This is a genomic window from Nocardia sp. NPDC004151 (assembly GCF_042874235.1).
Taxonomy (GTDB): Bacteria; Actinomycetota; Actinomycetes; order Mycobacteriales; family Mycobacteriaceae; genus Nocardia.
The window spans coordinates 96,099-108,932 of the sequence record NZ_JBIAMR010000014.1 but is presented as its reverse complement, the minus strand read 5'-3'; the positions used below and the strand labels follow the sequence as shown (position 1 = coordinate 108,932).

At 68.2% G+C, this 12,834-nt stretch carries 11 protein-coding genes; 3 read left to right on the top strand and 8 right to left on the bottom strand.

Annotated features, from left to right (window positions below; translation table 11 throughout):
- The 3 genes from ACFYTS_RS27405 to ACFYTS_RS27395 all read left to right on the top strand — a co-directional run.
- The coding region (locus ACFYTS_RS27405) for an Ig-like domain-containing protein (protein WP_387308231.1) at positions 1-469 on the top strand (469 nt) is incomplete at its 5' end.
- A 199-nt stretch (positions 470-668) separates the two neighbouring features.
- Entirely contained in the window at positions 669-3,134 is a 2,466-nt protein-coding gene (locus tag ACFYTS_RS27400) for an FHA domain-containing protein (protein ID WP_387308230.1), read from the top strand.
- A 175-nt stretch (positions 3,135-3,309) separates the two neighbouring features.
- Positions 3,310-3,807, top strand: a complete 498-nt coding sequence (locus ACFYTS_RS27395; protein WP_387308228.1) for a DUF4232 domain-containing protein — start codon at positions 3,310-3,312, stop codon at positions 3,805-3,807.
- Positions 3,808-4,216: 409 nt separating this feature from the next.
- Here the strand turns inward: ACFYTS_RS27395 and ACFYTS_RS27390 are convergent, their stop codons facing one another.
- The 8 genes from ACFYTS_RS27390 to ACFYTS_RS27355 form a co-directional block, all read right to left on the bottom strand.
- Positions 4,217-4,849, bottom strand: a complete 633-nt coding sequence (locus ACFYTS_RS27390; protein WP_387308226.1) for a hypothetical protein — start codon at positions 4,847-4,849, stop codon at positions 4,217-4,219.
- Positions 4,850-4,929: 80 nt separating this feature from the next.
- Complete coding sequence (locus tag ACFYTS_RS27385; protein ID WP_387308224.1) at positions 4,930-6,246, bottom strand: DUF2786 domain-containing protein; 1,317 nt, start codon at positions 6,244-6,246, stop codon at positions 4,930-4,932.
- An 87-nt stretch (positions 6,247-6,333) separates the two neighbouring features.
- Positions 6,334-8,526 carry an MMPL family transporter gene (locus ACFYTS_RS27380; protein WP_387308222.1) on the bottom strand — a complete coding sequence of 731 codons (2,193 nt, stop codon included), beginning with the start codon at positions 8,524-8,526 and terminating at the stop codon, positions 6,334-6,336.
- 6 nt (positions 8,527-8,532) lie between these two features.
- Positions 8,533-9,459: an SDR family NAD(P)-dependent oxidoreductase gene (locus ACFYTS_RS27375; protein WP_357278852.1), complete on the bottom strand. Its 927-nt coding sequence runs from the start codon at positions 9,457-9,459 to the stop codon at positions 8,533-8,535.
- The gene (locus ACFYTS_RS27370) at positions 9,456-9,959 is read right to left on the bottom strand and encodes a DUF2505 domain-containing protein (RefSeq protein ID WP_357278850.1); all 504 of its coding nucleotides are present in this window, start codon (positions 9,957-9,959) and stop codon (positions 9,456-9,458) included. The genes ACFYTS_RS27375 and ACFYTS_RS27370 overlap by 4 nt, the downstream gene beginning before the upstream one ends.
- Before the next feature lie 2 nt (positions 9,960-9,961).
- Positions 9,962-11,710: a BTAD domain-containing putative transcriptional regulator gene (locus tag ACFYTS_RS27365; RefSeq protein WP_357279038.1), complete on the bottom strand. Its 1,749-nt coding sequence runs from the start codon at positions 11,708-11,710 to the stop codon at positions 9,962-9,964.
- A 45-nt stretch (positions 11,711-11,755) separates the two neighbouring features.
- A complete protein-coding gene (locus tag ACFYTS_RS27360; RefSeq protein WP_357278848.1) occupies positions 11,756-12,229 on the bottom strand; it encodes a DUF1772 domain-containing protein in 474 nt (157 codons plus the stop codon).
- A gap of 205 nt (positions 12,230-12,434) precedes the next feature.
- The gene (locus ACFYTS_RS27355) at positions 12,435-12,791 is read right to left on the bottom strand and encodes a hypothetical protein (protein WP_379094597.1); all 357 of its coding nucleotides are present in this window, start codon (positions 12,789-12,791) and stop codon (positions 12,435-12,437) included.
- Between the last annotated feature and the right edge of the window lie 43 nt (positions 12,792-12,834).

Sequence of the window (12,834 nt, the reverse complement as noted above, 5' to 3'; positions counted from 1 at the left end):
GACCGGCACCGCGACCTTCCAGTGGACGCCCTCGGCTGCTGGTGCGCACACGCTGACCGCGACGTTCTCGGGGCGTGACGGTGTCACCGGATCCAACACCACCGCACAGGTGAACGTCGCTGCGGCCGACAGCAATTCCACCGTGACCGTCAACCCGGTCACAGGAGCCACCGTCGGTACCGCGATCACCCTGACGGCGAAGGTCAACCCTGCAAACGCGGGCGGCACCATCACCTTCACCGACGGTGGCGCCGTCATCGGCACCGCCGCCCAGGTCGGCGCTGACGGCACTGCCACCATCACGTGGACCCCCACCGCCGCCGGCAGCCACATCATCACCGCCGACTACTCCGGCAATGGCACCGTCAACGCGTCCACCACCACCGTCACGATCACCGTCGCACCCACCGGAGGCACCGGCACCGGCACCGGCAGCTCACTGCCCGGCAGCCTCGGTTCCAGCCACTGAACAAAAGCTACCGCGGTGTCTGTTCCCAGCCGGTACGGCCGGGGACAGACACCGCGGTAGCGATGGGTAATACCGGCTGTCGGGCGGTGAGGCGGTTCTGCATCCGGACGACGCGGTGGCCGGTCGCGATCATCGGGCACCGTATTTCCGATCCCATCGGCACTCGGCCCGCAGTTCGGCAGGGTCGTATACTCCCCTTATGGCGGATGAGCGGTCCTCCACAGAATTCCCCGAGTCGCCGGTTCTCGTGGTGCAGACGCGAGAACACGTTTATCGGCTACGCGCCGGGGGTGTGTACAACATCGGCCGCGATCCGACCGCCGACGTTGTTGTCACCGATCCGCGTGTCTCGGCCGTGCACGCCGTGCTGGAGCGAGGATCGCACGGTTGGGAAATCGAGGACGCGCACAGTCTGAACGGCACCTTTTTCGACGGTCAGCGCGTCGAGCGGATGCTGATCGACCACGACGAGACCTTCCAGCTGGGGCATGCCAAAGACGGTGCGCGGCTGTCCTGCTCGCTGGAATCACCCAACCCCGCCCCCGTCTCCGAGCCCGATGACGATTTCGGCGGGGACACGATGGTCGTCCCGAATCCTGGCTATGACCTGGACGATGAAGCCACGGTCACCCTGTTCGAGCCGGGCCTGCCGCGGCGAGTGTCGCGGTCGTCGCCTCCGGCTACCCAGCCCAGCGCGGTAGTACGGATCGTCTCGGGCACGCTCCGGATCGGACGCGCCGCAGACAACGACATCGTCGTGCCCGACCTCATGGTGTCTCGCCATCACGCCGAACTACAGGTGATCGACGAAGGCAAATATCTAGTCGTCGACCTCGACAGCCACAACGGCACCTATGTCAACGGCCACCGGATCGAGACCGCGGACCTGTCCGAATCCGACTTGATCGGCATGGGACACACCACCTATCGGCTCGTCGGCAACGAACTGCGCGAGTCCGTCGACACCGGTGACATCTCGGTCTGTGTCCAGAACCTGATCGTGCGGACACCGGAAGGGAAAGTGCTGCTCGACGACGTGACCTTCCCCATCGCGCAGCGCTCACTCGTCGGGGTCATCGGACCCAGCGGTGCGGGCAAGTCGACGCTGTTGGGCGCGGTCACCGGGATGCGGCCCGCGACCGAGGGGACCGTCCGCTACGACGGACGCGACCTGTACACCGATTACGACGAGCTGAGACACCGGATCGGATTGGTTCCGCAGGAGGACATCCTGCACAAAGAGCTCCCGACGCGACGCGCCCTGCTCTACGCGGCCGAGCTGCGGTTCCCCGGTGACACCCGCCGCGAGGAGCGCGAGCAGCGAGTCGACGAAGTCCTCGACGAACTCGGCCTGACGCGCCATGCCGACACCCGCATCGATCGGCTCTCCGGCGGGCAACGCAAAAGGGTCAGCGTCGCATTGGAACTGCTGACCAAACCGTCCCTGTTGTTCCTTGACGAACCGACCTCCGGCCTGGACCCCGGCCTGGACAAGACGGTCATGGAAATGCTGTCCGAACTCGCCCACGACGGGCGGACCGTCATCGTCGTCACACACAGCGTGGCGAATCTCGATTCCTGTGACCGCCTCCTGGTGCTGGTGCCCGGCGGCAAGCTGGCCTACTACGGACCGCCCGCGGAGGGGTTGCAGGAGTTCGGGCAGCGCACCTGGGCCGAGGTGTTCCAGGCATTCGACCGGGACGAGGACCGCGACTGGGCCGGTGAGTTCCGGAAGTCCCCGCGCTTCGAGAACTACGTCGATGTCGGGCCGATCGACGACATCGGACCGGGCGAAGTACACGCACCGGCTTCGCCGCCGCCCGCGCGGCAGTCCAAGCTCAGCCAGCTCAGCACACTGTGCCGGCGGTATCTGGCGGTGATCGCCTCGGACCGCAGTTATCTGGCGTTGCTCGGCGTGATGCCGTTGCTGCTGGGCGGTTTGATCGCCGCGGTGCCCGCGGGCGCGGGTTTCACCGGGGCGCCGGGAACCAACACCGATGCCTCCACCAAGCTGATGATCCTGGTTTTCGGCGCCTGCTTCGTCGGCACCGGCAACGCGATTCGCGAGATCGTCAAGGAACAGACGATCTACCGCAGAGAACGCGCGGCAGGACTGTCGGCCGGGGTCTATTTGATGTCGAAACTGCTGGTCTTGGGTGTGATCACCATCCTTCAGGCGGCGGTGTTGTTCTTGATCGGCTCTATCGGCACGAGTTTTCCGCCGAGCGGGCTATTCACGTCGGCCCAGCTGGAGTTGGTCTTGGCGATGGCGATGCTGGGCATCGCGTCGCTGACGTTGGGCTTGCTGGTGTCGGCTTCGGTGAGCACCTCGGAAAAGACACTGCCCCTGCTGATCGTGCTGTCGATGGCGCAACTGGTGCTCACCGGCGGGCTGGTGCGGCTTCCCGGCACGCCCGTTCTGCAACAGCTGTCCTTGGTGTCGCCGTCCCGGTGGGGCTACGGCGCCGCAGCGGCCAGCATCGACCTCGATACCCTCTCGCCGCACGATGGCGGGCCCGACCCGCTGTGGAAACACACCATCGGCACATGGCTGCTCGATATGGGGGTCCTCGCCGGTCTCGCCGCGATCTTCCTCGCGCTGGCCTGGTATCGGCTGCACCAGCTGCAGCCACGGCGGCGCGGTGCCCCTGCCGCCCGGATGTGAGCCTGCTCCAGGACTACCGCACCTGTGGATCCTTCGCGTTGCCCGCAGTGTGTGGGGGCGGACGTGGTGCGCGACCGTCATGGTGGACCCGTCGGTGTGTTCAGCGGATCTTCAGCCGACCATAAGTTCGGTCCAGAAAGGTGACGGCCGATCACAGGATTCGGAGGGTCGGTAGATGCGTTCCAGGGCAGTGGCTTCGGTAGTCTTCGCGGCGACGGTGGGCATCTTGATGCCTCTCATCGCGGACGGGCAGGCACAGGCGGACGAACCGTGGTGCGCTGCTTCACAGTTGCGGTTGACGATCCAGGCCGAGCCCGCGCGGGCCGGGGCCAATCAGCGCACCGCAAGTCTCGTGCTCGTCAATACAGCTGGCGAATCCTGCGTCCTGCAGGGCTTTCCCGGTGTGGACCTGGGCGCTGTGGGTGACCACGGCGGTCCCGCCTCACTGCCCCGAACCGGCCAGCAGCCGCACCGTGTGACCCTCGCTCCCGGCGGCCGGGCGACAAGTACGCTGACCTACGTCACCGGCACCAGCACTCCCGGCGAAGTGATTCTCACTCCGCCGGACTCCACCACCCAGCTGCGTGCCCCATGGCCCGCGGACCTGGGGGCGATCACGGTGTGGCCCGAGGGCGCGACGCATCCGGGGACCTTCGTGGGTCCCCTGCACTAGCGATGGACCCTCAGTGGGGGTACTGAGGAGTGTCCACCACCATTCAGGGTCGGTGTCACCAGTTACGGCTGAGGAAACTGCTGGCTACCTTTGAAGGGAAAGTCCTTCCTCGGAACATGGTGCAAGGAGTTGATCAAATGAAAGCAAGAATCGCCGGGACCGTAGCCGCGACCGCGATCGTGTTGTCGCTCGGCGTCGCCGGAGCATCGGTGGCGTCGGCCAGCGAACCGCAGGCTACGCCCGTGGATGGATCAGTCGGCATCTGTTTCACCTTCCCGCTGCCGGGATCTGCAGACTTGGTTTGGTGCCTCTGAGGAAGAGGCTCGTATAAGGGCGTCCCGCGGCGTCGTATGAGAAAAGGCCCGGTCCTGCTGGACCGGGCCTTTTCGGTGGCTACGCCTGGTGGCGGTCAGAGCGTGCCGTTCTCGATGTCCCGCTTCAGTGCAGCCTGGTACGCCTGGTGGGAGGAGACGCCGTTGGTGACGGTGAAGTTGAGCAGCAGGGGGTTGCAGCTGAAGGTGATGTGTTCGTTGACCGCGGTGGTGCCGTTGCCGTTGTCGGTGAAGGTCACCTTCTGATGCGTGATGACACCGGGGGTGTCGTAGCTGTCGGTGAGGTAGTACCGGTCGGCCGGGAAGAGGCGCTGTTCGGCCTGGGTTTTCGCGGGGTAGTCGACCGAGCCCATCGGGATGTTCTCCAGCGCGGTGAAATCGATGGTCGTGCTCACCCCGTCGCTGCAGGTGCGGTGGGTGATGATGTCCTTGAGGAACGGGTGGCGGCCGATGTCGTTGCGCAGGTTCGAGTAGACCGTCCACACCTTGTCGATCGGGGCGTTGATGGTGATCGGCAGGTCGACCGTGCGCGAGGCGGAACCGGAGGATCCGCTCTTCTCCGCGGCCTGGTACGACGCCCATCCGGTCTGCCAGCCGGCGGTGTACGAGTTCGGGGTGTCGGTACACGTCGGTGCGGAATCCGCCTGCGCTACCGGTGAACCCGTCGCCGCGAACGACAGGGCCATTGCGCATCCCACAAGATATTTCACGGCCGGACTGTAACGTGTTCTTGCGACGTTTGCTCGCGCCGTCATGGATTCGAGACCGACCGGCAGGATCGTGCGGCGGACTACCGGCCGATCGGCCGCCGGGCGTCGAGCTGCGCGCGGTCCGCGGCGGCCCGTCCCGCATCCCAGCCCTCGGCGCTGCGGATGGTGATGCCGCGATTGCGGGCCTGCGGAAACAGTGCGTCGAAGGCCGCGTCGACGGCGATCTGATGCGAGGCCAGCACCGGCAGCAGCCGTTCGGAGTCGGGTGACTCGGCGATGGTGGCCGCGGTGGCCGCCGCGAGCCGCTCCCCGATGCGGGTGGCGTAGGCGACCAGGAACGATTTCCGGAAGGTCCGGCTGCGCGCCCCGTCGTCGGGCGTGTCCTGTCCGCTCGCGATCATCGCCCGGGTGGCCTGCACCAGCAGCGAGGTGGTGAGCAGTTCGATGGCCTCCAGATCCGCGTCGTCCCCGACGATGGTGACGAACCCCCATTCCGAGGCCCCGATGGCGCGACTGCGATTGGCCTTGGCGACCACGTCCACGAGCAGTGCCTTCGCGTCGACGTAAGGGGTGTCGAGCCAGATCCGCCGCGCCCCAGGCAGATCGGGCACCGCGGTGTCGGCATCGACCAGCACCCGATCGAGCGCGTATTTGGTCATCAACTCCTGCGCCTTGGCCGACAAGGTCTCGGCCTCCTCGGGAAACGAGGTCGATTCGGCCTTCGCGAGCAACCCGCGCACCCGCCCGAGCACCTTCTCGTCGACGTGATGATGCGCCCCGGCCCGCGGTCGCGCACTGCCCGGCAACGGCCTGATGAGCTCCAATTCCGGCAGCAGAAGGAGCAAGGCGAGCGCCTCGACCACGGTGGCGATGGCCTCGCGTGAGGTCAGCATGTGCTTGGCCGCCCACTGCCCGAAGAACGGTTCCGAGTCCGACCACCAGACCCGAGCCTCGATGGCGTCGAGTTGCTCGACCCACGTCTCGTCCATGGTCTCGGCCGCGAAGGGCCGCACATGATCGGCCATCACGTCGACGAGGAACCCGGCGGCGAACTCGTCGACCCGCCGTACCGCGGCCTCGTGTACATCCCCCGGCAGCCACCCGTGTTGAAACACCCGCCGAATGACGTGCCGCCCGGCCAGGTGCGCTCCGGATCCGACAACGTGATCCGACAGCCCGCTCTCCGCGACCTCCTCGGCGAACCGCCCCGCGATTCCGGAATCCCCCCGAGCCGTCTTACTCCCCGCTCCCACCCGCGCCGCGGCCATTGCGGCCGCCAGCACCGCGTTCCCGACTTCCTGCGTGGTCGGCTGCTCTCCCTCGCTGGTCAGGAAGCGAACGTCACCCAGTTGCGCACGCAACTTGGCGGCCCGGTGTTTGCGATTCGGCTTACCCACGGCCATCAACCCTATTTCACGGCCGGGCGGCCACGGTCTCGTCCCGTGGGGGCTGCCGGTCACGCTGAGCGGGACCGGCAGCCCGGCTCAGCGGGCGTCGGTGGATACCGGTTCGGGCGCAGCGGTTTTCGTGCGTCCGGGCACCCACCAGTTGAGGCGGCCCATGGTTTGCATCAGGGCCGGGACCAGGATGGTACGGATGACGGTGGCGTCGACCAGGACGGCCAGGGTGAGGCCGAGACCGAAGAGCTGGACGAAGGAGACGTGGGCGAAGACCATGCCCACGAAGGCGATGGCCAGCAGCGCCGCTGCCGCGGTGAAGATTCGTGCGGTGCGGGCGATGCCCACGGCGACCGAACGCCCGGTCTCGCCGGATTCGAGGTATTCCTCTCGGATTCGGGACAGGAGGAAGACCTCGTAGTCCATGGATACGCCGAAGGCCAGGCAGAACATGAGGATCGGCATGGTGGGGACGAGGTATCCGGTGGGGGTGAAGCCCAGGGCGCCGGAGAGGTGGCCGTCCTGGAAGATCCAGACCATGGCTCCGAAGGTGGCTGCCAGGGAGAGCACGGTGAGGACCAGGGCCTTGATCGGGAGCACGACGCTGCGGGTGAAGATCAGCAGGACGACGAACATCGATATCGCGATCAGGGCCAGTGCCAACGGGACTCGTGCGCCGAGGGCGTGGACGGAGTCGGCGTTGCGGGCGGCGGGGCCGCCGAACCGCACCGGTCCGGGGGCGGGAAGCGCCCGGAGGCGGTCGAGTTGTTCGGTCGAGGCGGCCGAGTAGGGGTCGAGGCGGGTTCCGATGCGCAGGTAGGTTCCGGCGTCCCCGGCCATGACGGGTTGCGGCCCGGCGACCGGGAGTCCCCCGGCGTAGACGCCGCCGCTGGACAGCACCGAGCTCACGCCCGGGACCTGGGACAGGGTGCGCGCGTAGTCGGCCACGCGCGCGGTGTCCCCGTGGGTGTCGGGCAGGACGGCGAGGATGCCCGCGGTGAGGTTCTCGGAGAAGCCGGTGCGGGAGGCGTCGCCGACCTCCCGGCTGGATCCGGAGGCCAGTACCCGATCATCGGCCCACCCGAAGCGCACGCCGAGGAACGGCGCACCGAGCAGCAGCAAGGCCGCGACGACGGCCACGATGGCGAGGACCGGCCGCTTCATAACGCCCATGGCGAAGCGATACCACCGGTCCCGCTCCACCGGCTGGGGGACGGGATCGGGCCGGCCGAGTCGTCGGCGCAGCCACTGCCGCACGTCGAGCGCCTCGACCCGGGTGCCCATGAGCGCCAGCGCCGCGGGCAGCACCAGCAGCGTGGTGAACACCGCGGCGGCGAGCACCGCCAGTCCCGCGTACGCGAACGACCGCAGGAAGTACAGCGGGAACACCAGCAGCGCCGCGAGTGAAAGCGCCACGGTCAGACCGGAATACAGCACGGTGCGCCCGGCGGTGCGGACGGTGCGGGCCACCGCGTCGACGGTGTCGGAGCCCGCCGCGATCTCCTCCCGGAACCGGCTCACCATGAACAGGCTGGAGTCCAGCGCGACCGCGAACCCCAGCGCCGTGGTCATGTTGAGCGCGAAGATGGAGACGTCGCCGACCGCCGCCAGCGCCCGCAGCACGGCCAGCGCCGCGCCGATGGTGACCACGCCGACCAGCAACGGCAGCATGGATGCGACGAGGCTGCCGAACACCAGCACCAGCGCGATGCCGGCCAGCGGGATCGCGATGGATTCGATGAGCACCAGGTCGAGGGTGATCTGCTTGCTCATCTGCGCGAGCGCGACGGCTTCACCGCCGGCCCGGACCCGGACTCCGTCCTGGCTGCCGTTGTACTTGTCGGCCAGGGTGCCCGCGAGTTTCGGTGCGGCGGTGTCGTCGCCGCGCGCGTAGGCCACCAGGACCGCGCTGTGGCGGTCGGTGCTGCGCAGCGCGGTGCGCATCTCGGTCGGGACGCTCCAATACGACTGCACCCCTTGAAGATCCGGGTTCGCTTTCAGTTCATCGGTGATCCGCTGTCCCACCGTGGTGGCGGAGGGCGTGTCGATCCCGTCGGGCGCGGTGAGCACCAGCACCACATTCGGCGCCGCCCCGGGGAAGTGGTCTTCGAGATACCGGTCGACCCACGTGGATTCGGAGTCCGGCGCCTGGAAGCCGCCGGATTTCAGATGTATCGGCGCCGACCACCCGATGGCGTAGCACAGGATGGCGGCGAGCCCCGCGAGCACCAGGACGGCACGCGCGCGGCGCTGGGCGAAGTGGGCGATGGCGAGCAGCACGCGCGCTCACCGCCGTTCGGCGGGCGGCACCCGGCGCGCGGTCCGGACCAGGTCTTCGGAGACCTGCCACAGTTCCGCGGCCCGCTCGGGGTCGTAGGACTCGGGCGCGCTGGGCACTTCGGTCGCGCCGGTGAAGTACTTGCCGGTGGTGTCGGCGAGGTCGGGTCCGGTGATCAGCCAGGCCAGGTCGGCGGCCGAGCGGGCGACCGTGCGGGCGATGGGCATGACCCGGATGAGCAGCGGTGCGAGCAGCCGGAATCCGATGCGGGCGGGCGCCGAATAGCCGCGGGAAAGCGCGGTTTCCGGCATCAGGCCCGGGTCGAAGGCGTTGACGGTGATCCCGTGATCGCCCCACCGGTTGGCCAGCTCGTAGGCGAAATACACATTGGCGAGTTTGCTGGTGGCGTAGGCGACCCGCCCGTCGCGGCCGGAACCTTCACCGGGAGTGGCGAGTTCGCGGGGCGCGCGCCACTGCGGCGCGGGGAATCCCATCGATTTGCGCGGCCCCTGATGCACGTCGCTGGACACCACCAGGACCCGTGACCCTGCGTCGAGCAGGTCCGCGCACCCGGTGACGAGCGCGAAATGCCCGAGATGATTGACGGCGAAGGTCAATTCGTAGCCGTCCTCGGAGCTGCGCACCTGGTCCACGATCTGGAGACCGGCATTGCACACGATCGCGCCGAGCCGCGGCTGTTCGCGGCGGTGCAGGGCTTCCACCGCCGCCCCGACCGACTCCAGCGACGCCAGTTCCAGTTCCAGCAGGTCCACCTGCGCCGTGGGCGCGTGTTCCCGGATCCGCTGCCGAGCGGCCTCCGCCCGCTCGGTGTCACGGCATCCGAGAATCAGTGGAACACCCTTGGCGGCCAGAATTTTCGCGGTCTCGAGGCCGAGCCCCGAGGTCGCGCCGGTGATGAGAACGGGAAGGCTCATGCCGCGTTCTCCAGCCACTTCATCGTGAACTCGTCGATGGCGGCCGCGGTGCTGGTGAACGTCTTGCCCATATCGGCCTCGATCAGTCTGCCGATCAGGGGAACCCGGGCTTCGATCTGACCGGACATGGTGAACTCGCACCCGTTGTCGGTGCGTCGCAGCACCAGGTCGGCGCCGAGTTTGATGGTCATGCCCTCGACCTGCCCGTCCATCCGCCCGCGGGCGATGCCGTCGGCTGGTTCGGACCAGGTCTCGCTGTAGGTGTAGCGCACGCCGTTGGGCCGGAAGGTGGCGGCCGGGCCGGGCAGGGAGGAGGCCGGGATGACGGTGTTGACGGTGACCAGGGTGCGGTTCGGGGTGACCTCGAAGGCGGCCAATTCGGCGTCGGCGCCGTCGATTTCGCGAATGCGCTGTTCCCAGTAGTCGCGGGAGCCGAGGGCGCGGTGGAACTGGACGTCGCTGTACGGGTACGGGGTGGTGTGCTGCACGGAACGCGGCATGGTCAGTCTCCCAGGTGCTTGGCGTAGATGCGGTGGATGTCGAGCATTCGGTAGAGGGCGCGGTCGGCCTCGTCGCGGCCGACTTCGGAGAGCAGGTAGGCGTCGACGAGCCGGTCCATGGCGTCCTCGACCTCGTCGGCGCTGAGTTCGGGGTGGTCGGGGGCGATGAATTCGGTTCCGGCGAAGGTGTGGTGGCCGAGGTCGCGGAAGACGCCGGCGGCGGTGCTGTCGAGCCGGTCGAAGGTCAGGTCGAGGCTGGCGCGGATGTCGAGGGATTGGTAGGACACGACTTCGAGGCGGCGTTGTTCGTCGCTGATCCGGGCCAGCATGCGGGCGAAGGTCCAGTGCGGTCGCGCCGACATGCGGCAGGCGACGGCGCGCAGGGCCAGCGGGATGCCCGAGCAGTGGTCGGCGACGCTGCCCGCGTCCTCCCATTCGGGCAGCACCCGCGCCCGCCCGACGGTGGCGACCAGCATTTGCAGGCCCTGGGTGCGGGACAGCTCGTGCAGGACGTAGGTGCGGACGGTGGTGAGCCCCAAGGCGAATCGGCTGGTGATCAGCGCGGTGCTGGATCCGCCCGCGGGCAGCAGCGGGATGATCTGCGATTCGGTGACGGCATTGTCGAGGATCACCAGGACCCGTCGCCGCGCCAGCCGCGCCCGGTAGAGGTTGGCGCGTTCGGCGAGGGTGGCGGGCATGGCGTCGGCGGGGATGCCGAGCGCGGTGAGCAATCGGCCGAGCACCGTCTCCGGGGTGGTGTTCGGTCCTTCGGCCAGGTCGGCGAACAGCATCCCGTCGGGGAAGCGGTCGCGCAGGAAGTCGGCGGCCTGCAGTACGAGCGCGGTCTTGCCGACGCCCGCGCCGCCGGTGACCAGCACCGGCCGTGGGGACGGCTCGTCGGTGAGCATGCCGGTCAGGGTGGCCAGTTCGGCGTCGCGTCCGCTGAATCCGAGCGGGGCCAGCGGCACCATGTCGGGCGCGATGCCGAGGGTGACGGTGGGCGGGTCGCCGCGCAGGATCTGGCAGTGCAGGTCCCGCATGCCGGGGCTGGGGTCGGCGCCGAGCTCGTCGGCGATGAGCCGCCGGGCCAGTTCGTACTGCCGCAGCGCCTGGGCGGTCTCGCCATTGAGGAAGTAGGCGCGGATCAGCCGCTCCTGCAACCCTTCCACGAGCGGTTCCTCGAGCAGGGCGGTGTGCAGCCGGTTGATCACCAGTGAGTGGTTGCCGCGCCGGATCTCGGCGTCGGCCCAGTCGGCGGTGACCTCGTGCTTGAGCCGGTGCAGCGAGTCGCTGAGTCGCCGGGCCCATTCGCTGTCCAGTCCGGTCATGGCGCTGCCGTTCCACAGGTTCAGCCCCGCGGCGAGTTGTTCGACGCGGCCGGGGTCGTCGATGTCGGTGGCGCGGGCCCGGTCCACCAGGTCCATGAAGTGCCGCAGGTCGACGGAATCCGGTGGGGTGGACAGGGTGTAGCCGCCGGAGCCGCGGTTGACCTGGACGGGTGGGCCGCCGTGCCCGGCGGTGGCCTCGGTGAGCACCCCCCGCAGCCGGGCGACGTAGGTGTAGACGGCGTCGCGGGCGGCGACCGGCGGGGAATCACCCCACACGCGGTCGATGAGCGTGTCGATGGAGAGCGGCCGGCCCGAGTCCACCAGCAGTGCGGCCAGCAGGCTGGTCTGCCGGGGCGGCCCGAGGTCGACGGGTTTGCCATGGACGTGGAGCTGTACCGGGCCCAGGAGCTTGAACTGGATCATTGTCACGCCTAACTTCCCCCCCTGGTTTGGTTGCGGCGCAGCCCATTACATGGACAGCGCCGCGAGAAAAAGTGCGACCAGGGCGATTCCCTGCAGGACGACGCGGACGACGATGACGCTGTCCCAGGTGCGCTGCATCTCGCGGACGTCGGCGGGGACGCGGTCGGCGATGACCGCGGCGGTGAGCTGCTTGTTGACCGGCGCGCTGATCCGGGCGTAGATGCCCAGCCAGACGGCCAGGGTGGCGACGGCGAGTGCCGCGAAGCCCCCCGCGGCGGTCTTGCCGTCGAGAAACGCCAGGCCGGTGGCCACGACCGCGGCGACCACGCCGACCGCGCCCGGGATCGGCATGCGTTTGTCGGCGACCTCGTGGATCCGGCCGGTGACCGCGGCCAGGGCGCGGTCGTCGATGCGGGCGAAGGCCGTCCGCAGCACCAGGGCGCAGAAAAAATCGGTGCCGTAGACGACCGCGGTCGTCAGAATTGAAATACCTATGGCTGACTGGAACAGAATTTCCATTAGCAAATCCTCGGCGAATGGCCAAGGGCGAGAACGGCTACCGCCGATTCTCCACCTCGGCGTCGGTAGTGGTGATCGTCGCAAATTGTCGTGAACATTATGTTGCACGGTGTGGTGCAATACATTTCACCGAAATGTGATTGTGGCGATGGCCAGTTCTCGCCCGGTGCGCTTTGTGATCGGTTATGGGGCGGTAGGGGGTTCGTTACTCCCGCAACGCCGCGGCTACCAGAATTCCGCCGGCCAATCCCGCTGCTGTGAGCAACTCCCAGGTGTCCGGCGGCCCGGTCACACCGAGGCGTCCGCGCTTGTTCAGCGTCACCGTGGCATCCACCAGTTCGAGTGCGACGCCGAGCACGAACCAGTGCCGCACCGGGTGCCCGCGCCGCAGTGACCACACGGTGCCGAGTCCGATCACCACGTCCCGGGTGCCGAACGCGCGGGTGGGCAGGGAGGAGGCGTTGTCGTCGTATTCACCCGACCACGATTTGGAGACCGTGGCGGGTTGGGTGAGCATGCCGGTGCCGATGGCGATCCGGGCCAGCGCCTGTGACCATGCCATCTGCCGGACCGTGCCCTGCACGCGGCGGTGGGCTAGCATTGAA